The organism is Corallococcus sp. CA041A (assembly GCF_003612075.1).
Classification (GTDB): domain Bacteria; phylum Myxococcota; class Myxococcia; order Myxococcales; family Myxococcaceae; genus Corallococcus; species Corallococcus exiguus.
This window is the reverse complement of record NZ_RAWF01000003.1, coordinates 63,075-84,558: the sequence shown is the minus strand read 5'-3', so window position 1 is coordinate 84,558 and position 21,484 is coordinate 63,075. Positions and strand designations below refer to the sequence as shown.

Annotated in this window: 12 protein-coding genes; 4 read left to right on the top strand and 8 right to left on the bottom strand. The window is 70.7% G+C overall.

Annotated elements, in window-relative coordinates:
• Positions 1–114 precede the first annotated feature (114 nt).
• Entirely contained in the window at positions 115–3,699 is a 3,585-nt protein-coding gene (gene mfd / locus D7V77_RS01175) for a transcription-repair coupling factor (RefSeq protein ID WP_120574417.1), read from the top strand.
• Positions 3,700–3,735: 36 nt separating this feature from the next.
• On the top strand, positions 3,736–4,464 hold the full coding sequence (locus D7V77_RS01170; RefSeq protein WP_120574416.1) for a DUF2652 domain-containing protein: 729 nt from the start codon (positions 3,736–3,738) through the stop codon (positions 4,462–4,464).
• 9 nt (positions 4,465–4,473) lie between these two features.
• Here D7V77_RS01170 and argE read toward each other — a convergent pair whose 3' ends face one another.
• The 6 genes from argE to D7V77_RS01140 form a co-directional block, all read right to left on the bottom strand.
• Entirely contained in the window at positions 4,474–5,616 is a 1,143-nt protein-coding gene (gene argE, locus D7V77_RS01165) for an acetylornithine deacetylase (RefSeq protein WP_120574415.1), read from the bottom strand.
• Positions 5,617–5,683: 67 nt separating this feature from the next.
• Entirely contained in the window at positions 5,684–7,216 is a 1,533-nt protein-coding gene (locus D7V77_RS01160) for a hypothetical protein (protein ID WP_120574414.1), read from the bottom strand.
• 26 nt (positions 7,217–7,242) lie between these two features.
• The gene (locus D7V77_RS01155; protein WP_120574413.1) at positions 7,243–8,646 is read right to left on the bottom strand and encodes a hypothetical protein; all 1,404 of its coding nucleotides are present in this window, start codon (positions 8,644–8,646) and stop codon (positions 7,243–7,245) included.
• Between the two features lie 144 nt (positions 8,647–8,790).
• Complete coding sequence (locus D7V77_RS01150) at positions 8,791–10,254, bottom strand: hypothetical protein (protein ID WP_120574428.1); 1,464 nt, start codon at positions 10,252–10,254, stop codon at positions 8,791–8,793.
• Between the two features lie 63 nt (positions 10,255–10,317).
• Complete coding sequence (hutF, locus tag D7V77_RS01145) at positions 10,318–11,700, bottom strand: formimidoylglutamate deiminase (RefSeq protein WP_120574412.1); 1,383 nt, start codon at positions 11,698–11,700, stop codon at positions 10,318–10,320.
• 44 nt (positions 11,701–11,744) lie between these two features.
• A complete protein-coding gene (locus D7V77_RS01140; protein ID WP_120574411.1) occupies positions 11,745–12,230 on the bottom strand; it encodes a DUF2383 domain-containing protein in 486 nt (161 codons plus the stop codon).
• Between the two features lie 251 nt (positions 12,231–12,481).
• On the opposite strand from D7V77_RS01140, the gene ligD reads away from it, so the two are divergent.
• Positions 12,482–15,046: a DNA ligase D gene (gene ligD, locus D7V77_RS01135; protein ID WP_120574410.1), complete on the top strand. Its 2,565-nt coding sequence runs from the start codon at positions 12,482–12,484 to the stop codon at positions 15,044–15,046.
• Between the two features lie 72 nt (positions 15,047–15,118).
• Entirely contained in the window at positions 15,119–16,072 is a 954-nt protein-coding gene (locus D7V77_RS01130; protein WP_120574409.1) for a DMT family transporter, read from the top strand.
• A 1-nt stretch (position 16,073) separates the two neighbouring features.
• On the opposite strand, the gene D7V77_RS01125 is transcribed toward D7V77_RS01130, so the two are convergent.
• Positions 16,074–19,823 (bottom strand): FG-GAP-like repeat-containing protein, encoded by a 3,750-nt coding sequence (locus D7V77_RS01125; RefSeq protein WP_120574408.1) that lies wholly within the window; start codon positions 19,821–19,823, stop codon positions 16,074–16,076.
• Between the two features lie 94 nt (positions 19,824–19,917).
• Positions 19,918–21,465, bottom strand: a complete 1,548-nt coding sequence (locus D7V77_RS01120; RefSeq protein WP_120574407.1) for a hypothetical protein — start codon at positions 21,463–21,465, stop codon at positions 19,918–19,920.
• Positions 21,466–21,484 lie beyond the last annotated feature (19 nt).

The window sequence follows — 21,484 nt, the reverse complement described above, 5'->3', positions numbered from 1 at the left end:
TCCCCGCCCAGCGGCCGTCCCGCTGTCCCCCTGGACACGACAGGTGTCCGCATCCAGCGTTGATTTGGGAGAGGCCGCACCCTAATTAGCCGAGGGCCCCACACGGGCCCCCGAATGGATACCTCTCCTCCTCCGAAGTCCGATGGCACGCCCTGGCCCGGCGGCGCTCCCCCTTCCTCCGGTGATGCCTTCGCCCGGCTCCTCGCCTCCCTGCGCGTGGGACACCGTGCGCGGACGCAGGGGGTGAAGGGCGCGGCGCGCGGCCACCTGCTCGCCCGCCTGCACCGCGAGCTGCGCGCGCCCCTGGTGTGCGTGGCCGTGGATGAAGAAGCGGCGGACGCGCTCGCGCACGACCTGGCCTTCTTCCTGGGAGGCACCGGCAGCCTGCTGGAGCCTCGCGTGCTGCGGCTGCCCGCGGACGAGGTGCTCCCGTACGACGAACTGTCGCCGGAGGCAGGCCCCATCACGGAGCGCCTGGGCGCGCTGTTCCACCTGGCGCGCGGCACGCCGTTCCCCGCGCTGGTGCTGTCCCTGCGCGCGCTGCACCGCCGCGTGCTGCCGCTGGGGGTGATGGAGGGGCTGGCCCAGCGCGTGGAGGTGGGCCAGGACTTCGACCGGGACTCGCTGGCGCGGAAGCTGGCGTTGATGGGCTACCAGAACAGCCCGCTGGTGGAGGACAAGGGCACCTTCAGCGTGCGCGGCGGCCTGCTGGACGTCTTCAGCCCGCTGTACGAGCGGCCGGTGCGCCTGGAGTTCTTCGGGGACACCATCGAGTCCATCCGCGTCTTCGACCCGGAGTCGCAGCGCACCGTGGACGCGCTCAAGACGGTGGACCTGGTGCCCGCGCGCGAGCTGCTGCTCACCGACGACACCCGCCCGCGCGCGGAGGCCGCCGCACGCGCGGTGGCGGACCGCATCAACCTGCCCACCATCAAGCTGCGCGAGCGGCTGGACGCGCTCCGCGAAGGGCTGCCCGGCTTCGGCCTGGAGGGGCTGCTGCCTGGCTTCTTCGAGGGCGGGCTGGCCTCCGTGTTCGACTACCTGCGCGCGTGGGCGAAGGAGCCCGTCGTCTACCTGGACGACCCGATGGGCCTGGACCGCGCGCTGGAGGAACTGACGGCGGAGCTGGCGAAGGGCGTGGAGGAGGCGGACGCGCGCCAGGACCTCACCTACCCACCGGAGCACCACTTCCTCACGCGCGAGGGCGTGGCGGAGGGCCTCAAGGCCCTGCGCGTGGTGGAGGGGGGAGGCCTGTCGCTCACGCAGTCCGAAGCGCCCGTGGCCTTCACCTTCGGCACGACGCAGGACCTGCGCGAGGCCATCCTCGCGCACCACGGTGAGGAGGGCGCGCTCACCCCGCTGGTGGAGCGGCTCCAGCGCTGGCGCGACACCGGCGTGGCGTGCGCGGTGGCGTGCGGCACGCTCAGCCAGGCGGACCGGCTGAAGCGGCTGCTGTTGGACCGCTCCGTGATGGTGAAGGTGCACGCGGAAGCGCTGCAGGACCCGGCGAAGCTCTACGAGCCGGCCATCTGGGCACACCTGTTCACCGGCGAGGTGAGCCACGGCTTCATCGACCCGGAAGGCCGGCTGGCGGTGCTCGCGGACGAGGAGATTTTCGGCGTCCGCTCCCGCCGCCGCGTCAAGCGCAGCAAGAAGCTGGACGCGTTCGCCGCGGGCTTCAAGGACCTGAAGGAAGGCGACCTCATCGTCCACACCGACTTCGGCATCGGGCGCTACGCGGGCCTGACGAAGATGGAGGTGCAGGGCGTGCCGGGGGACTTCCTCGTCCTGGAGTACGCGGGGCGGGACAAAATCTATCTGCCGGTGGGCCGCATGCGGCTCATCCAGAAGTTCACCGGCGGCGACCCGGAGAAGGTCCAGCTGGACAAGCTGGGCACGACGAGCTGGGAGAAGACGAAGAAGCGCGTCAAGGAGCAGCTGCTCAAGATGGCGGCGGAGCTCCTGCAGATGGCCGCCGCGCGCAAGGCGCACCCGGGCTATGCGTTCGCGCCGCCGGACCGCTACTTCGCCCAGTTCGAGGCGGACTTCGAATTCGACGAGACGCCGGACCAGGCGAAGGCCATCGAGGACGTGCTCGCGGACATGCAGAAGGCGCAGCCGATGGACCGGCTCGTCTGCGGCGACGTGGGCTACGGCAAGACGGAAGTGGCGATGCGCGCCGCCTTCAAGGCCACGTTGGACCGCAAGCAGGTGGCGGTGCTGGTGCCCACCACGGTGCTGGCGCAGCAGCACTTCCACTCCTTCAAGAAGCGCTTCAAGGACTACCCCGTCACGGTGGAAGTGATTTCCGGCATCCGCAAGCCGCCGGAGATCCGCGACATCCTGCGCCGCGCGAAGGAGGGCAAGGTCGACATCGTCATCGGCACGCACAAGCTGCTGGCGGGCGAGGTGGCCTTCAAGGACCTGGGGCTCCTGGTGGTGGACGAGGAGCAGCGCTTCGGCGTGAAGCAGAAGGAGGCGCTCAAGCGGCTGCGCACGCAGGTGGACGTGCTGACGCTGACGGCGACGCCCATCCCCCGCACGCTGCACATGAGCATGTCCGGCGTGCGCGACATGAGCATCATCGCCACGCCGCCGCAGGACCGCCGGGCCATCCGCACCTTCGTGATGAAGTACGACGAGGGCGCCATCAAGGAGGCCGTGGAGCGGGAGATTGCTCGCGGCGGCCAGGTCTTCTTCGTCCACAACCGCGTGGAGTCCCTGCCGTCCATGGAGCAGGAGCTGAAGAAGCTGCTGCCCAATGTCTCCATTGGCGTGGCGCACGGCCAGATGGGCGAGGGGCAGCTGGAGAAGGTGATGCTCCAGTTCACGGAGCACAAGTTCCAGGTGCTGCTGTGCACCAGCATCATCGAGAGCGGCATCGACATCTCCAGCGCCAACACGATGATCGTCAACCGCGCGGACCAGTTCGGTCTGGCGCAGCTCTACCAGCTGCGCGGCCGCGTGGGCCGCAGCAAGGAGCGCGCGTACGCGTACCTGATGGTGCCCACCCGCCGTCCGGTGACGAAGGACGCGCAGCGGCGCCTGGAGGTGCTCCAGAACTTCACGGAGCTGGGCGCGGGCTTCTCCATCGCCAGCCACGACCTGGAGATTCGCGGCGCGGGCAACCTGCTGGGCGAGAAGCAGTCCGGCGCCATCGCGGAAATCGGCTTCGACCTGTACGCGCAGCTGATGGAAGAGGCGGTGGCGGAGCTGCAAGGCCAGCCGCCCAAGGTGCACGTGGAGCCGGACATCAACCTGCCCATGCCGGCGCTCATCCCCGACGACTACGTGGCGGACGTGCACCAGCGGCTGGTGTTCTACAAGCGCTTCAGCCAGGCCAGCCACCCGGACGAGGTGACGGACCTGCGCGCGGAGCTGGTGGACCGCTACGGCGAGGCCCCCGACGAGGTGGACGCCCTCTCCGAGGTGACGCTCCTCAAAATCGACATGCGCGAGCTGCGGCTGCGCGCGCTGGAGGGGGGCCCGGCCCGGCTGTCGCTGGCGCTGGGCGGCGACGCGCTCCTGGACGGCGCGAAGGTGGCGGGGCTGGTGCAGCGCTCCAAGGGCTTCTACCGGCTGACGCCGGACATGAAGCTCATCGCCCGCGTGCCCCCGGAGGTGAAGGGGCACGCCCTGCTGGCGGAGGCGCACAAGCTGCTGCGCGACGTGGGCACCTGCGCGCTGCCCCGGCACTGACGCACGCCCGGGGACTTACGATAGGCTGGCCGCCGAATGGCGATTGAGAAGGCGTTGTTGCTCATCGCGGACATCGGCGGCTACACCCGCTTCATGCGGCAGCACCGCTTCGGTCTCGCGCACGCGCAGGACACGGTGGCCCAGCTGCTGGAAGCCGTCATCGACGCGTCCGGGCGGTTCAAGCTGGCGAAGCTGGAAGGCGACGCGGCCTTCTTCTACGCCGTGGGCGAGGACACCTCGCCGGTCGCGAAGCAGGTGGCTGCCATCCGCCGCGCGTTCCTGGAGCGCCGGGAGCAGCTGGCCATCGACCGCATGTGCAACTGCGACGGGTGCACGCAGGTGGGCAACCTGACGCTCAAGTTCGTGGCCCACGCCGGGGAGGTCGCCTTCCAGAAGGTGAAGCACCTCACGGAGCTGGCGGGGGTGGACGTCATCCTCCTGCACCGGATGCTGAAGAACGACGTGCCCATCTCCGAGTACGTCCTGATGACGGACGCGGTGCACCAGCACCTGGGGCCGGAGCTGCGCCAGCTCAGCCAGGGGCTGGAGCACGACTTCGAGGGCATGGGCCGCACGTCGACGCACTACATCGAACTGAGCTCGCTGGTGACGAGCGTGCCCGCGCCGCGCCCCAACCTGCTGCGCAAGCTGTGGAACAAGCTGACCCTGGAGCTGCGCTCGCTGAAGTACGTGCTCGGCTTCAAGGAGGCGTGCGAGGGCTTCCGCAACGTCGAGGTCGTCGACGCCGTCCCCGAGAATCCCTGAGCCGCGCCTTCAGCCTCCCGTGCAGAAGCGCGCGACGGCCTGCGTGAGCGCGGCCTCGCAGCGCACCAGGTCCTCCATGGGGACGAACTCTCCCGTCTGGTGCGCGACGCGGATGTCGCCGGGGCCGAACACCACGGCCTCCGCGCCCAGCTCCGTGAGCTGCGGGGCCTCCGTGCCGAAGGACACCGTTTCGGACGCGTTGCCGCTGACCTGCTCCAGGAAGCGCACCACGTCCGCGTCGCCGCGCGTGTGGACGCCGCGGTCCATGCGCAGGACCTTGATGCGCGCCTCGTAGGCGGGCTCGTCGCGGGTGAGCTCCTGGCGGATGTGCTCCATCATCTCCGGGACGCGCTCCGCGGCCTGGCCGGGGATGGGGCGCCATTCGACGGTGAAGCGGCAGGAGCCGGGCAGGACGTTCTTCGCCTTGCCGCCCTGGATGAGGCCCACGTTCACGGTGGTGAAGGGCGGCTGGAAGCCCTCGTCGCGGTCCTCGCGCAGGACGGTGTTCGCCAGCGTCTCCAGCCGGTGCAGGAAGCGGCCGGCGCGGAAGATGGCGGACGCGCCCAGCTCCGGGTACGCGCTGTGCCCTTCCTTGCCCAGCACCTCCACCTCCGCCAGGCAGTAGCCCTTGTTGGCGCGCACGGGGATGAGGCGCGTGGGCTCGCCGACGATGGCGTGCCTGGCGCGACCCAGGCCGGCGGACACCAGCTTCTTCGCGCCCACCAGGCCGACCTCTTCATCGGCGGTGAGGATGACGAGCAGGGGCGCGTCCAGCTTCGGCAGGTCCTTGCGGGTGGCGGTGTGCAGCGCGCAGGCGATGAAGCCCTTGGTGTCGCAGGCGCCGCGGCCGTACAGCTTGCCGTCGCGTTCGGTGAGGCGCAGCGCGTCCGTCCAGGCGGCGTCGTAGGGCACACAGTCGGAGTGGCCCACCAGGGCCAGCGCGGCGCGGTCGGCGTCGCCCTTGCGCGCGACGAGGTTCACCTTCGCCACGCCCGCTTCGTCGGTGTAGTGCTGGCGCTCGGCGGTGAAGCCCGCGGCCTCCAGCCGCGCCTGGGCGTAGTCGATGAGGGGCGCGTTGGGGCGCGAGGACGTGGTGTCCAGTGCCACCAGTTCCGCCAGGGTGGCCCGCAGCGCGGGCAGCGTGTCGCTCATGGGACGGCCTCCAGTCAGGCCACCTCCATGCCACCGCCCGCGCCGCGACGCCAGTGCGGCCGTGCCCTCAGCGTCGCGCGGAGGCCATCGCGTCCGCGTCCGTGGCCGAGGGGAACACGGAGTTGTCATCCGCTCCCGGCCGGCCCAGCCCCTTGGAGATGGCGGGCGCGGACGCCGTCACCCGGCCCACGTAGAAGACGCCGTGGTAGCCGTCCTTGTTGGGCGAATCCCAGACGTGCACGAAGAAGCGGTCGCCGTTGTCCTTGCCCTTCGCTTCCTTCACGCCGCAGTCCAGCTTGCGGCTGCGTTCGTCCGGCGCGCAGATCCACGCCGAGCCGCTGTCATAGGCCACGTCCAGCGCCACCACGTGCTTCAGCCGGGCGGCCAGGAGCCTCCCCATGGGCTGGTACTGCTTGTCCCAGGGCAGGCCCTTCGCCGTACGGGGATGGATGTTGCCGCTCACCACCAGATGGAAGCGCGCGGGGCCAGCTTCCACTTCCTTCAACACCGTGGCGGCCAGGGCCTGCTCGCGCTGTTGTCCCGTCAGCTTCGGGTGGTCATAGACGAACACCACCACGTCCAGGCCTCGTGCGCGCAACTGCCGCAACTGCTCCAGCATGTTCGCCACCGCCTCGCTGCCTCGGCCGTCCGGGTACGGGCTGCGCCAGAACGGGGCCTCCATCAGCTTGAGCCAGTCCTCTTCCCTGCCCTGGCTCTGGAGGAAGGTGGTGATGCGCGCCTGGTTCTCCACTGGCAGCTCCAGGCCCACCGACACGGGCGTGCCCACCCCGGTGAGCTGGCAGGCGGACTGCGCGATGAAGCGCGGCACCTCCTGCGTGCCATGCAGTTCTCCCAGCAGCATCACCCCGCCCGCCTTCGCCTGGGCCTTCAGGCCGAGGATGGGCGCGCCGCACTCGGTGAACGCAGGCGCGGACTCCGCTTCGGGTGCTTTCGCCACCGGTTGCATGGACGTGCGTGGGGGGCTCCCGTCCTTCGCCTCCAGGCCCGGCGCGATGGCGTTGAACACCCGCCACTCCATGGTCAGGTCGCGCGTGCCATGCGCGGACTCCGCGACGATGGCGTTCTCTCCGCGCGGCATCGCGAACCGGTCCTCGTCATCCTCCATGCTGAGGCCGAGGCCGCCTTCGAGCGTCTCCGGAGCTCCGGGCGCGGGAACGAGTCCCTGGCGGATATCCTCCATCCGCCGGCGGTCCATGCCCATGTTGCGGCTCGCGCCCCACTCCAGCTCCTTGCCGGGCGCGGAGAGCGTCTTGTTCGCGCTGCGGGTGACGCGGATGATCCACAGCTTGCTCTTCGTGGGCGTCTCCCGCTTGCCCAGCACGAGATAGCGGTGCCAGTAGCCGGAGATCTTCGAGCCACCGAACTCCTCCTTCCATTCGGTCTGCAGCACCGGGCTGTCCGGGGCCTCGCGGAAGCTCAGCTTCGCGTCCACGAAGTATTGGCGCACGGAGGGCCACACTTCCTCCAGGGGCCGGTCGTAGATGGCCTCCCGCCCCATCAGGTCCCAGTCCACTGGACGTGCGGCACAGCCCGCCGCCAGGAACACCGCCAGACATCCCACGTTCAGCATCGAGCGCATTCGCAGTGCTCCCTTCGTGGCATTCATCACTGACCCGACGGGGGCGACACCGCTCCCGGGTTCCCCAGGCCCTTGAGGACAGCGGGCTCGGAGGCCGTCACGTGCCCCACGTAGAAGACGCCGTGGTAGCCGTCATTGTTGGCCGAGCTCCACGTGTGCATGAAGAAGCGGTCGCCGTTGTCCTTCCCCTTCGCTTCCTTCACACCGCAGTCCAGCTTGCTGGTTTGCTTGTTCGCCGCGCAGATCCACGCCGTGCCGCTGTCGTAGGCCATGTCGAGTGCGGTGACGTCCTCGACCTGGTCCTTCAGCAGGTAGCCCATGGGCTGGTACTGCTTGTCCCAGGGCAGGCCCTTCGCCGTGCGGGGATGGATGTTGCCGCTCGTCACCAGGTGGAAGCGCTCCGGCTTTGCCTTCACCTGTGCCAGCACCGTCTTCGTCAGCGCGTCCTCGCGCTGCTGGCCGGACAGCTTCGGGTGGTCGTAGACGAACACCGCCACGTCCAGGCCCTGCGCTCGCAAGTGGCGCAACTGCTCCAGCATGTTCGCCACCGCCTCGCTGCCTCGGCCGTCCGGATACGGGCTGCGCCAGAACGGGGCCTCCATCAGCTTGAGCCAGTCCACGTCACCGCCCTGGCTCTGGAGGAAGGTGGTGATGCGATCCTCGTTCTCCACCGGCAGCTCCAGGCCCACCGTCACCGGCATGCCGGACGTGACGAGCTGACACACGGACTGCGCGATGAAGCGCGGCACCTCCTGCGTGCCGTGCAGCTCACCCAGCAGCATCACCCCACCCGCCTTCGCCAGCTTCTTCAGGCCGAGGATGGACTGGCCGCATTCGGTGAACGTCGCCGCTGCCTTCGCCACCGGCTGCTCCGTCTTCACCGGCTGCGTCTTCGCGAGCTTGGGCATGATGCCCCGGAAGACCCGCCACTCCATGGTCAGGTCGCGCGTCCCCTGTCCCGACTCCATGTAGAAGGCGTTCTCTCCCACCGGGAAGGCCAGCCGGTCCTCAGTGTCTTCCACGCTCAGGACATTCGGATCATCGCCCCCGGCAACGGCCCGGGAGATACCCCAGTCGATCTCCTTGCCCGGCTGGGACAGCGCCTTGTTCACCGACTTGGTGATGCGGGTGATCCACAGCTTGCTCTTCGTCGGCGTCTCCCGCTTGCCGATGACCATGTACCGGTGCCAGTAGCCCGCGATCTTCGAGCCGCCGAACTCCTGCTTCCACTCGGTCTCCAGCACCAGGCTGCCCCGGTCCTCCCGGTAGGGCAGGTTCGCATCCTTGAAGTACTCACGGACCGACGGCCACATCTCCTCCAGCGGCACGTCGTAGATGGCTTCGTAGTCCGGCGTCTCCAGGTCCTGCCGCCCCGCGCAACCCACCGCCAGGAGCAACGCCAGCCATCCCACTTTCACCATCGAGCGCATTCGCAGTGTCCCCTCTCGTTCCGCGATGCCCGAATAACGTCGTGGGGGCGGTGGACATATCGAGGCCCGTGAAAAGCCAGAGGCCGCGCGGGCCACCGGCTCCGGTGACTCGCACGGCCCCTGTGCTTCTGCCTCGGGTCCGGGTTACGGAGCGGACGCGGGCGCCGCGTCCGGGTTCCCCAGACCCTTGTTGATGGCGGGTTCGGACGCCGTCACGTGGCCCACATAGAAGACCCCGTGGTAGCCCTCCTTGTTGGTTGAGTTCCACCGGTGCACGAAGAAGCGGTCGCCGTTGTCCTTCCCCTTCGCTTCCTTCACACCGCAGTCCAGCTTGCGTCCCTGCACATCCGCCGCGCAGATCCACGCCGTGCCGCTGTCGTAGGCCATGTCCAGCGCCGTGACGTCCTCGACCTGGTCCTTCAGCAGGTAGCCCATGGGCTTGTACTGCTTGTCCCAGGGCAGGCCCTTCGCCGTGCGCGGATGGACGTTGCCACTCACCACCAGGTGGAAGCGCTTGGGTGTCGCCTTCACCTGCGCCAGCACCGTCTTCGTCAGCGCGTCCTCACGCTGCTGGCCGGACAGCTTCGGGTGGTCGTAGACGAACACCGCCACGTCCAGGCCCTGCGCTCGCAACTGCCGCAGCTGCTCCAGCATGTTCGCCACCGCCTCGCTGCCACGTCCGTCCGGATACGGGCTGCGCCAGAAGGGGGCCTCCATCAGCTTGAGCCAGTCCACCTCGCCGCCCTGGCTCTGGAGGAACGTGGAGATTCGCTCCTCGTTCTCCACCGGAAGTTCCAGGCCCACCGTCACCGGCATGCCCGCCGTGACGAGCTGACACACGGACTGCGCGATGAAGCGCGGCACCTCCTGCGTGCCGTGCAGCTCACCCAGCAGCATCACCCCACCCGCCTGCGCCAGCTTCTTCAGGCCGAGGATGGACTGGCCGCACTCGGTGAATGCCGGTGCGTCCTTCGCGCCCGGCGCCTTCGCCACCTGCTGCTCCGCGCTCACCGCCTGCTGCTTCGCGAACTTCGGCATGATGCCCCGGAACACCCGCCACTCCATGGTCAGGTCTCGCGTGCCCTGTCCCGAGTCCACGTAGAAGGCGTTCTCTCCCACCGGGAAGGCGAGCCGGTCCGCATCGTCCTCCACGGAGACGCCATACGCCTCGCTCGCGGACGCATCCCCCGGGGCCCCCGTACCGCGATCACCGGGAGGTCCGCCGAGCCCGCGGCCAGCGCCCCAATCCAGCTGCCGGCCGGGCTGGGCCAGCGCCTTGTTCACCGTCTTGGTGATGCGGATGATCCACAGCTTGCTCTTGGTCGGCGTCTCCCGCTTGCCGATGACCATGTAGCGGTGCCAGTAGCCGGCGATCTTCGAGCCGCCGAACTCCTGCTTCCACTCGGTCTCCAGCACCAGGCTGCCCCGGTCCTCCCGGTAGGGCAGATTCGCGTCCGTGAAGTACTCACGGACCGACGGCCACATCTCCTCCAGCGGCATGTCGTAGATGGCTTCGTAGTCCGGCGTCTCCAGGTCCTGCCGCCCGGCACAGCCCCCCACCACCAGTCCCATCAGCATCACCAGCGACAACCAGATTCCTGAACGCATCCACATCCTCCCGCACCCTCAACGCGCCGACGGCGCCCCCCATATCGAACCGGGTTCCCTCCCCTACAGGTAGAGGCGCCGGGCGAGCTGCTGGAAGGCCCTGCCACTCTCCTCCGTCAGCGGATGGCGGCCGTCCCGGACCACGAGCCGCCCCGCCACCGCCACCTCGCGCACCGCGCCTCCCGCCGCGCCGAAGACGATGCCCGGCAGGAGCGACGCGGAGCTCGCGCCCACCAGCGACGGGTGGTGCACGTCCACCGTGAAGAAGTCCGCGGGCGACCCCGGCGACAGCGTGCCCGTGCCCATCCCCAGGCTTCGCGCGCCCTGCACCGTGGCCATGTCGAAGAGCCGCGCCGCCAGTCCATCCAGCGTCCCTGTTCCCGGGTCCAGCACCGCGCGGCGCAGCCGCACCAGCCGCAGGTGCTGCTCCAGCTGCCGGGCCTCGTCCAGCAGGTCCACCACCGTCTGGCTGTCCGAGCCGAAGCTCACGCGCGCCCCGGCCTTCACCAGCGCGTCCGCCGGCACGATGCCGTCACCCAGGTTGCGCTCCGTGGACGGGCACGCGCACACCGTGGCCTCCGCGCGGCCCAGCAGCGCCACTTCGTCCTCCGTCAGGTGCACGCCGTGCACGGCCGTGAAGCGCGGCCCCAGCAGGCCCACGTCCGACACCAGCTCCACCGGACGGCGGCCGTGCTCCGCGAGGCACGCCTCAATCTCCTTCGGCTGCTCCGCCACGTGCATGTGGATGGGCATGCCGGCGGGCGCGGAGCGGGCCACCTGCGTCAGCCAGTCCCGCGACACCGCGCGCACGCTGTGCGGCGCGAGCCCCACGTTCACCCGCGCGTCACCGCGTGTCGCGTGGGCCAGCGCCTCCGTGGTGGACAGGAACGTGTCCACGTCCGCGTCGATGAAGCGGCGCTGGCGCGGGTTCGCTTGCACGTTGAAGCCCGCGCGCCCGTAGCCCACCCGCAGCAGGCAGATGCGCAGCCCCACGTCCGTGGCCGCGCGGATGACCGCGTGCGCCAGCGCGTTGCGGTCCGCGTAGGGCGTCCCATCCGGCTGGTGGTGCAGGTAGTGGAACTCGCCCACCGTGGTGATGCCCGCGAGCACCATCTCCAGGAACACCTGCCGGGAGGCGATGTGGACTTCATCCGGCGTGAGCGCCTCCGCGGCGCGGTACATCGCCTCGCGCCAGGACCAGAAGTCGTCCTGGCCTCCGGCGGACGCCACGTATTCGGTGCGCCCGCGGATGAGCCGCTGGAACGCGTGCGAGTGGCCGTTGACGAGCCCCGGCAACAGCGCCCGCCCCGCGAGCCGCTCCACGCGCGCGCCTTCGGGCACCGCGGCGAGGACCCGGCCATCCGCGCCCACCGCCAGCGCTCGGCCTTCGTGGAAACGCCCTTCCGTGAAGAGGAAGTCGGGTTGGTAGACAGTGATGTCGCTCACGCGCGGCAGCGTATGCCAGTTCGCCGCGACGCGCGGTAGCGGCTTCAGGCGCCCATTTCGGCGGTGTCCATGAAGGGCAATCGGCTGTCCGCCCAGGGCCGGGTGCGCACCGCGTCGCGGATCCACGTGCCGTGGCGCCGTTCGTCCTCACGGTGGCGCCGGATGAGGGCCTTCACTTCGGGGGACCACTCGAACTGGAGCGCCAGCTCATAAGCCCGGTCGAACAGCTCCTCGTTGCCCAACATGGCCCACAGCGTGGCCTCCGTCCCCATCAGCCCCGTCATGGCCGTCAGGCCCTTCATCGCGGAGCCCTTCAGGTCCGGGCGCAGCGTCACCGGCTCGCCCCCGAAGTGCTGGATGAGCGCGTTGAGGTCCTGCACATGGCGCAGGTGGTCCGCGCGGAAGCTGTTGAGTCGCTCGCGCACCAGGGCGGGCCCGATGCGGGCGATGGCCACGTCATACGCGCCCACCGCATCGGCATCGAGCTGGGCCAGGCTGTGCAGGCGATCCACTTCGGACTTGTTGGCCATGGGTGCCTCCTCCAACCGGGTGCCGAGAATGCTTGGGCCCGAACAACGTGGGGCCTCCTCCGCGCGGAACCAACGGCCCTCCCCGGTACCCATCCCTCCTCCGCACCCAGGGCAGGCGGGCAGCCTGCGCTTCACTCGGGGGTGTGGCCGAAAAGCGGGTCCCGGGTCCGCATGGAGCGCCTGCCCTCCTGGTCGCCCACCAGGCCATGTAAGGAATTGCGCGCCCGCCCTCCTGTGCAGAGCGTTGGAGGGTGAAGACCTCCGAGACCCAGAAGCGGCTGCGGCGCTACCAGACGAAGCGCGACTTCCAGCTCACCCCCGAGCCGTCCCCGGACGTGGTGGCGCCGAGGACGTCCGCGCCCGTCTTCGTCATCCACAAACATGACGCCACGCGCCTGCACTACGACCTGCGCCTGGAGATTGGCGGCGTGCTGGTGAGCTGGGCCATTCCCAAGGGCCCCAGCCATGACCCCTCCGTGAAGCGGCTCGCGGTCCAGACGGAGGACCACCCGCGCTCCTACGCGGACTTCGAGGGCCACATCCCGGACGACCAGTACGGCGGCGGTGATTCGCTGCTCTGGGAGTCCGGCACCTTCGAGGTCGTGCCTCCCGGCGACGCCGAGGCGCAGCTGAAGCGCGGGCACCTGGAGGTCCTTCTGCACGGCGCGAAGCTCAAGGGACGCTGGCACCTCATCCGCACGCGACCGCGCGGCGGCAAGGCGCAGTGGCTCTTCTTCAAGGCGAAGGACGCATACGCCAAGGCCGACTACGACGTCACCGTGGAGCGCCCCGAGTCCGTGAAGAGCGGCCAGGTGGAGACACAAGGGCCTCGCAAGCCCGGCGTGCTGCGCGACAAGAAGCCCGCGGCGCGCCTGCAGAAGGTCGTGCGCAAGTCCGCGAAGGCGGCGCGTCCCCCGAAGACGCCAGAGCAACTGCTGGAGCGCGTGTGGCCGCCCATGCTCGCGCGGCTGGCGGTGTCCGACGAAGTGCACGACGAGACGCACTCCTACGAGGTGAAGTACGACGGCTTCCGCGCCGTGTGCGCCCTCACGAAGGGGAAGCTCGCCTTCCAGAGCCGCCGGGGCAACGACCTGACGAGCCGCTTCGGCCGGCTCGCCGCTTCGCTGCGCGAGCTGCCCGTGCGGGACGTGGTGGTGGACGGAGAGGTGATCGCGCTCGACGAGAAGGGGCGTTCGCGCTTCCAGCTCCTGCAGCACACGGAGGAAGGCGCGGAGCAGCGCTTCATGGTGTTCGACCTGTTGTGGCTGGACGGCGAGGACCTGCGCGAGCTCCCCTACGAGGAGCGCCGCGCGCGGCTGGAGCAGCTGATGGCCGACGTGAAGCCGCCGCTGCAGCTCTCCGAGAAGCTGGACCTGCCGCTGTCGCGCGCCCTGCTGGAGGCGCGGCGCAAGGGGTGGGAGGGCATCATCGCCAAGCGCAAGGACGCGCCCTACACGGGCACGCGCTCCGGGGACTGGCTGAAACTGAAGGTGGTGGCGGGCCAGGAGGTCGTCATCCTGGGGTACCTGCCCATCAAGAACGCGCGGGCGAAGTCGGAGATTGGCGCGCTGCGCGTGGGCGTGCGCGGCAAGAACGGCTTCCACGACGTGGGCAAGGTGGGCACGGGCTACACCTCCGCGGACCGCCGCGAGCTGCGCTGGCTGCTGGACGCCACGCGCGTGAAGAAGCCCGCCGCCGTGGATGCGCCCACGAACACGGACACCGTCTGGGTGAAGCCGAAGTACGTGGCCCAGGTGAACTTCACCGAATGGACGAAGGACGGCCGCCTGCGCCATCCCGTGTTCCAGGGCCTGCGCGGCGACAAGGTGCCGAAGGAGGTCGTGCGCGAACACCCCGCCCCCATCGAAGGCGCCGCACGACGGGGCTCGCGGCGCGCGCCCATGCAGGCCGCCGCCCGCACCGCGAAGGCGCCCGCCGTGAAGACGCCGCGTGGGAAGCAACGCGCGCCGGAGGTGGCCCTCACGCACGGCGAACGTGTTCTGTTCCCTGAGTCCGGCCTGACGAAGGCGGACGTGTTCGCGTACTACGAGCAGGTGGCGCCGCTGCTGTTGCCCGTACTCGCGGACCGGCCCCTGGCCCACCAGCAGTGGCCCGCGGGCATCCAGGCCGCGGGCTTCTTCCGGCACGAGCTGTCCGGCATCCCCACGTGGATGCCCACGCTGCGCGTGCGCCATGAGGACAAGACGCTGCGCCACGTGAACGTGAAGGACGCGTCCGCGCTCCTGTGGCTCGCCAACCAGTCCGCGCTCACGCTGCACATGTGGCTGTCCCACGCGCCACGGCTGGCGCAGCCGGACTTCGTGGTGTTCGACCTGGACCCTGGCGAGGGTGGCTGGAAGGACGTGGTGAAGGTGGCCACCCTGCTGCACGCGCGCCTGGATGAGTTGGGGCTCAAGGGCTTCCCGAAGACGTCCGGCAAGCGCGGCCTGCACGTGCTGGTGCCCCTGGCGCCGGGCCACACCTACGCGCGCACCCAGGCGTTCGCGAACGCGCGGGCGCGCGAATTGGAGGAGGAGCTGGGCGACATCGCCACCACGGAGCGCTCCATCCGCGCGCGCGGCGGGCGGCTCTACATCGACGCGGGACAGAACGCGCGCGGCAAGACGGTGGTGGCGCCCTACTCCCTGCGCGCCGTGGAGGGTGCGCCCTTCTCCGCGCCGCTCGACTGGAGCGAGGTGAACGGCCGCCTGGACCCGTACCGCTTCCGCCTGAAGACGTTGAAGAAGCGCCTGGACGCCGTGGGGGACCTGTTCGCGCCCGTGCTCCGGGTGAAGCAGGTGCTGCCAGACGGGTGAGCTTGCGGCTGACGCGCCGCGCCCTGAACGGATGTTTCCCGAAGGGGCGGCGCGTGCTAGTGCGGCGCCGCCATGTCGTCCGTGACCGTCGTGCCCCCGGCCGTGAAGCCCGCGCCGCGGTGGAAGGTGTCCCTCGCCTACGCCACCTGCTTCATCCTCTGGGGCTCCACGTGGGCCGCCGTGAAGGTGGGGCTGGAGGACCTGCCGCCCCTGCGCTTCGTGGGCACGCGCATGCTCGTGGCCGGGTTGGCGCTGTTGCCCTTCGCGCGCTCGCGCGGGACGGCGCTGGGGGGCGGCACCGGGTGGCGCATCGCGGGGCTGGGCGTGCTCCAGTTGGCGGTGCCCTTCGGGCTGCTCTTCGTGGCGCAGCAGTGGATTCCCTCCAGCTGGTCAGCGCTGCTCTTCTCCACCTTCCCCGTGTGGCTGCTGCTGGTGGGCCGCTTCGTGTTTCCGGACCAGCCGCTCACCGGGCGCAAGCTCTTCGCCGCGGCGCTGGGCCTGACGGGCGTGGTGGCGCTCCAGCACCAGGAGCTGGTGTCACTCAGCTTCTCCGGACAGGTGCTGCTGGGCTGCGGGATGACGCTGTTCGCGGCGTCGGTGGTGGCGGTGGCCAACGTGCTGGTGCGCCGGCACATGACGCACGTACCGCCGCACCTGCTGACGCTGGTGCAGACGTTGAGCAGCGCGGTGCTGCTGCTCTCCGCGTCCGCGATGCTGGAGTGGAACCAGCCGGCGCACTGGACACCGAAGGCGGTGGGCGCGCTCCTGTACCTGGCGCTGGGCGGGACGGTGCTCACCTACCAGTGCCTGTACTGGCTGCTGCCGCGCATCTCGCTGGCGGCGCTGGGCGCCATGGCGCTCCTGGACACGCTGGTGGCGGTGACGCTGGGCGTGGCGCTCTTGGGCGAGCCGCTCACGCCGTCGCTGCTCGCGGGCGGCGCGCTCATCCTCACGGCGGCGGCGCTCGCCAACCGCGACGAGGCTCCGGAGGCGAAGGTGCCTCCGGAAGCCCCACCCGCGGGCTGAATCAGAACGGCAGGGGCAGCGCGTACGCCGTGCCGTTCTGCGTGCCGGTGCGGTAGCTCCTCGGCGCGCCGATGACGACCGACGGCGGCGAGCCTCCGGAGCCCGGGACGACGGCGATGGACTGGCCCAGGTAGGAGCGCTCCGCGCCGTCGCCTACCACCAGCAGGAAGGGCGACAGCGCTCCCGTGGACTTCGCGCCACCGGCGAAGAGGAACGCCGCGCCGTCGCCGTCCGAGGCCACCGACGCGTTGGGCGCGCCCACCCACAGGTCCGGCACGCCGTCACCGTTCAGGTCCCTGCCACCCGACAGCGACGTGCCGAAGCTCACCGCGCGGGCGCGGTACGTCACGGGGATGGGGGTCAGCCCGTCGTTGATGGCGCCCACCACGGTCTCGCCATTGGCCGGGCGCTTCGCGTTGATGGCGGCGACGTCGTAGAGCAGCACCGTGGGCTGGTTCACGCCCTCGAACAGGTAGTTGTTGGCCGTCACCGCGATGAAGTCTCGCGAGTCCCCCAGGAACTTCCCCGCGCGCGTGGTGGCAATGCCCAGGTTCATCAGCGCGATCTTCTTCTCCGGATCCCCCGCGATGCGCACCATGGAGGACGCCGTGCGGCCACCACACCTCGTGCCGCCCGCGTCGAAGCCGTAGGCAATCACGATGCCCGAGTGCGCGTTGTCCGAGTAGCGCCACGCCACCTCGTGGCAGCCGTCCCCGTTGAGGTCACCCACCGTGGCGATGGCGGAGGTCGTCGGCATCGTGGTGCTCGCCCAATCACCGCCCTCGGACGCGTCCGGCATGGCGGTGGTCGGCCAGGACCAGGCCGGGTCACAGGCCAGCGTCATCTTCGCGAGCGACGCGTCCTCGGGCGCGCGGCCCAGGAACACGTCGATGCCGCGGTCGCGCAGCACGGCCAGGTCCTGCTTGCCGTCTCCGTTGAAGTCGAAGCCGCCCACCACGCCCCGGCCGATGGTGGTGCGCTTGCAGCGGGTGTTCGCCGGGTCGTGGCAGCCGGTGACCACGGACGGCGCGAACACGCGGTAGGCCTGCTTGAAGGTGCCGTCCGCCTGGCCCAGCGACACCAGCAGTCCGCCCAGCGACTGCGTGGCCGTCGTCATGCAGGCGTTCGCCACGTAGGGGTCGCGCTCCGTCGCGGCGGAGTTCGTCGCCGGGATGACGAGCCCCGTGGCGCCGGCCACCATGTCCGGCCGGCCGTCGCCGTTGAAGTCCGTGAACGCCACGTCCACGCCCACGTTGCGGCCTCCGTGCCACGGAGAGCTGGCGCCCTCCCCTGACACGATGGCTTTGCCCGGCTCCGCGGTGTCGAAGGTGTACGCGCGGCCCACGGTCATGTCCGCGCCGTCGCTGTTGGGGCCCGGGCCGGAGAAGCCCGGCGAGCCCACCAGGGCCATCACCTTGTCGTTGAGGCGCGCGACGGCCACGGTCTCACCGAAGCGCTCCACGCTGGCCTTGGCCGTGACATCCATGCCGCTGCGCGACCACTCCGCGATCGTCGCACCGGCCTTGGAGAAGACATCCACGCGACCGGTGAAGGCGCCCGCCGTGGAAGACGCGCGGCCGGAGAAGCCCGCCAGCACCGGACCCGACGGCAGGTTCCACGCCGCGAGGCCCGCGCCCAGCACCTCCGACTTCGCCGCGCCGCCCAACGCCGCGAGCGGCTTGTTCATCACCGTGTCCTTCGACAGGCCGGTGAGCGGGAACACCAGCACCTTGCCCGCGTTGCCCAGCGTGGCCGTGCCCGCCGTCACCGCCGCGTACGGCGCGCCCAGGAGCAGCTCCGGCCCCGGCGTGCCGTCCACGTCCATCACCGCCCAGCTGCGCGTCGCGGTGATGCTCCGCGCGTCGCCGTAGAAGCGCGCGTAGGCGTTCGCGAACGGCACCGTCGCCGGCTTCACCGTCGCTGGATCCGCCGGCAGCGTCGCGCCCCGCAGGTCGAACAGGTACGCGCCACCCGCGTCCTGCGCCGCCGCCACGCCGCCCGACGTGCGCAGGTCCGGCGCGTCCGCCTTGTCCGCCATCACCAGGAGGAACGGGGGCCGGCTGCCTTCACCCGGAATGGCGCCCAGACGGAAGGTGCCCTCGTTGGCCATCGTCTCCACGGCGGTGTTGGACACCAGCACGTACTGGTCCGGCGCGGAGCGATAGCGCGGCGCCGTGTCGCGCGCGAAGTACACCGCCACGGCCATCTGCTGCCCATTGGCGGTGCCGTCCGCATTGTAACGGGTCAGCCGGTGCAGCGCCGCCAGGTCCGGCCGGCCGTCGTCGTTGAGGTCCGCCACCACGAGCGCCCGGCCCAGCTCCGTGGTGCTCTTCAGCAGGAACTCGCCGGTATCCTTCACGTCCTGGCCGCCCAGGCGCACCACCGGCAGGTCCGGAACGGCCTGTCCCTTGGTGAGGATGAAGATGTCGATGACGCCGCGCCGGCTGATGCCAGAGAGGGTGGACAGGTCCGCGCCGGGCGAGCCCACGAACAGGTCCATGTCCCCGTCGCCATCCGCGTCCGCGATGGCCAGGCCCGTGCCGAACCCGCCGCGGCCCAGGCCCGTGAGCGCGGGCCTCATCAGCGCGGGCCCCTGGCCCGGCTTGAACGAGTAGAGGTACACCGCGCCCGAGTCACCGATGGTGACGTCCGCGGCCGGCGAGGACACCGCCAGGTCCGCGATGCCGTCGCCGTCCAGGTCACCCGCGGCCAGCATGTCGCCGAAGAGCGCACCCTCCGTCTCACCCGTCAGCACCCAGGTGGGCTTCGTGGGCAGGCCGGACGCGCTGCCCTTGTAGATGAACACCGCGCCGCCTGTGGGGCGCGACAGCTCGCTCTCGCGCTGGCCCACCGCCAGGTCCTGGATGCCGTCACCGTCGAAGTCCGCGGTCACCAGCGTGGCCACGTCCGACAGCTTGCCGTGCGCCAGCAGGGGCCGCGTCAGCTCGTCCAGCACGCGCACCGACACCGGGGCCACGTCGCCGGTGAAGGCGTCCTTCGCCTCCAGCACGACGGTGCCGGTCGCACCCGCCTCCACCACGACGCGGCCGTTCACCACGGAGCCGGGGCCGGACTTCTTCGTCCACGTCACGCGGTCCGAGCCGCCCGTGGTGCCCAGCGGCGCGGACGAGCCCGACGGCACGCCCAGGTACTGCGGGTCGCCCACCAGCTTCGCGGCCTTGCTCACGGTGTACTGGAGCGACTCCGTGTCGCCGGACTTCGTGTCGCGCACCGTGATGACGTCCTGCGCCTCCACCTGCCCCGCCGTGTAGAGGCCCGTGTCGGTGAGCGTGGCGCCGGAGCCGTTGCCGGTGAGCGTGAAGGTCGCCGTGCCCACCAGGCCTTCGGTGGCGATTTGAAAGGACGTGCCCGGCCGCAACATCGCGCGCGCGGGCGCGACGCCGAACCTGGAGATCACCTTCACCCGCACACTGGTGGCGCCGCCGCACTGCTCATCCACCACCGTCAGCGTGGCCTCGCCGGCCGTGCCGCCCGCGACGAAGCGGTTGCCGCGCATGTCGCCGGAGGAGCCGCCTGCCTCCGCCCGGAAGGAGTAGTGGCCGCTGCCGCCGCCGGCCGTCAGCGTGGCCACGTCGCCGGAGCGCACCGTCGTGGGTTCCGCCGACAGCGACAGCGGGGCAAGGCCCTCGCAGGGGCCCACGTAGGGAAGCTGCTCGGCGGGCTTGAGCTCACCGTCACAGGCCAGGGTCAGCAGCACCGCGAGGGGGGTCGCGCGGAGGAGACGTTTCATGAGGGTGCCTCGGAAGGGGGCGCCCGTCCTCCCCCGGGACGAAAGGAAGACGGGCGCATGTACTGACTTGAGAAGCAGTCTTGAAGCAGCGACTTCAGGGCAGCGCGCCGGAAGACACCCAACGCTGGATGAGGGCGATGCCCTGCGGATCCAACGGCCCATCCGCGGGCATGCGCAGGTCGCGCACCGCCGCGTTGATGAGCTGGGCGTTGGTCTTCCACAACTCGTAGGTGTTCAGCGGCCGGCCGGGGCTGGTGATGTGGCACTTGGCGCAGCGGGCCTCGTGCACGGGCCGGATGTCGCGCGCCCAGCTGGGGACCGTGGTGAGCGGCTGGTAGAGGAAGGGCATCTGCCGGCGCGCCTCCGAGCCGTCCTCGAAGCGGGACACGACGTTCAGCGTGTGGCCGCCCGGCGCCAGGGAGGAGAAGGAGAACGCCTTGAGCGTCTCGCCGTCCGCCTCCAGGCCGCCCATGCTGAACGCGGGCCCGGTGGCTTCGACATCCTGGTTCTCCAGTTGGAAGTGGACGCTCTTCGGCGCGGTGCCCGGCGGCAGGCGGGCCTGGACCACCAGCCCGTCCTCCACCACCAGCATGCCCTGGTGCATGCCCGTCACGCGCGGCGCCGGAGTCTGGCTGATGGACAGGGACTGCTCGCCCACGCGCACCCACGCGCAGCCGCTCTCGTCCGCGGCCAGCAGCACCACCGAGCCGGACGGCAGCCCCTCCGCGGAGCCCCAGACCTTCGCGTCCGCGTCGTAGGTGAAGAGCCGGTCCCCGGCGCGGGCCCAGAGGTAGCGCCCCGCGCTCATGAGCTGCTCGGGCAGCGCCGGCAGCGACACCGTGCTCCAGCCGTCCGTGTTCCGGCGCAGCAGGCGGGTGCTGGTGAGCACCCAGGTCTCCCCTGCCGTGCCCGTGCCCGCGCTCAGCCCCGCGAGCGCGCGCACCGTCTCACCGCCCGCGAGCGGCGCGTCCGTGCCGCGCACCTGGTAGACGCCCGGCGCGGACGCCACCACCACGTTCAGCTTGCCCTCGCGCGCGAACCACAGGCCCGCGAGGCCGTCCTCCGCGGGCGCGGCCGCCATGGTGGTGATGCCGGAGAGCGGCTGCCCGGACAGCTTCAGCGACGCGAGCACCCCCCCCTGGATCTGGAACAGGCCCGTGGGATGGGCAATCCAGGCGGCGCCGTCCGCGGTCTGCGCGGTGGCGACGATGCCGGTGCCCAGCACCTCCTGCCACAGCGGTTCGATGAGCCAGCCCTGGTCCGCGAGGAACAGGCCACGGTCCGTCTCCACCAGGGCGCTGTGCGGCCCCAGGCGGAAGGTGGCGCGCACGGAGCCTGGCGCCGCCGTGTTCTTCGGGTGGGCGGCGAGCGCGGCCTTGGTGCCGTCCAGCCGCAGGCGCACGGCCTCGCCTGTCGCGGTGGCGAAGATTCCGCCGCCGGACTGGTCCGCGAAGCCGGGCACCGCGGACAGGGACTGCGCCGTGGTGACCTGATGGGCCTTGAAGACCGCGGGCTTCGCCGGGTCGCTGCCCGGGGGTGCGTCCTCGCCGCATGCGGTGGACAGCACCGCGGACATCAGCAGGAGCGAGGTGGGGAGGAAGCGCGCCACGGTGGGGGAACCGTGGCGCGGACGGGGACGCATGAGGGGAGTGCTCATCAAG

What these genes read in the sequence shown, in the direction of transcription:
- mfd (WP_120574417.1), top strand. Translation starts at nt 115, where the DNA reads ATGGATACCTCTCCTCCTCCGAAGTCCGATGGCACGCCCTGGCCCGGC.
- D7V77_RS01170 (WP_120574416.1), top strand. Translation starts at nt 3,736, where the DNA reads ATGGCGATTGAGAAGGCGTTGTTGCTCATCGCGGACATCGGCGGCTAC.
- argE (WP_120574415.1), bottom strand. Translation starts at nt 5,616, where the DNA reads ATGAGCGACACGCTGCCCGCGCTGCGGGCCACCCTGGCGGAACTGGTG.
- D7V77_RS01160 (WP_120574414.1), bottom strand. Translation starts at nt 7,216, where the DNA reads ATGCGCTCGATGCTGAACGTGGGATGTCTGGCGGTGTTCCTGGCGGCG.
- D7V77_RS01155 (WP_120574413.1), bottom strand. Translation starts at nt 8,646, where the DNA reads ATGCGCTCGATGGTGAAAGTGGGATGGCTGGCGTTGCTCCTGGCGGTG.
- D7V77_RS01150 (WP_120574428.1), bottom strand. Translation starts at nt 10,254, where the DNA reads ATGCGTTCAGGAATCTGGTTGTCGCTGGTGATGCTGATGGGACTGGTG.
- D7V77_RS01140 (WP_120574411.1), bottom strand. Translation starts at nt 12,230, where the DNA reads ATGGCCAACAAGTCCGAAGTGGATCGCCTGCACAGCCTGGCCCAGCTC.
- D7V77_RS01130 (WP_120574409.1), top strand. Translation starts at nt 15,119, where the DNA reads ATGTCGTCCGTGACCGTCGTGCCCCCGGCCGTGAAGCCCGCGCCGCGG.
- D7V77_RS01125 (WP_120574408.1), bottom strand. Translation starts at nt 19,823, where the DNA reads ATGAAACGTCTCCTCCGCGCGACCCCCCTCGCGGTGCTGCTGACCCTG.
- D7V77_RS01120 (WP_120574407.1), bottom strand. Translation starts at nt 21,465, where the DNA reads ATGCGTCCCCGTCCGCGCCACGGTTCCCCCACCGTGGCGCGCTTCCTC.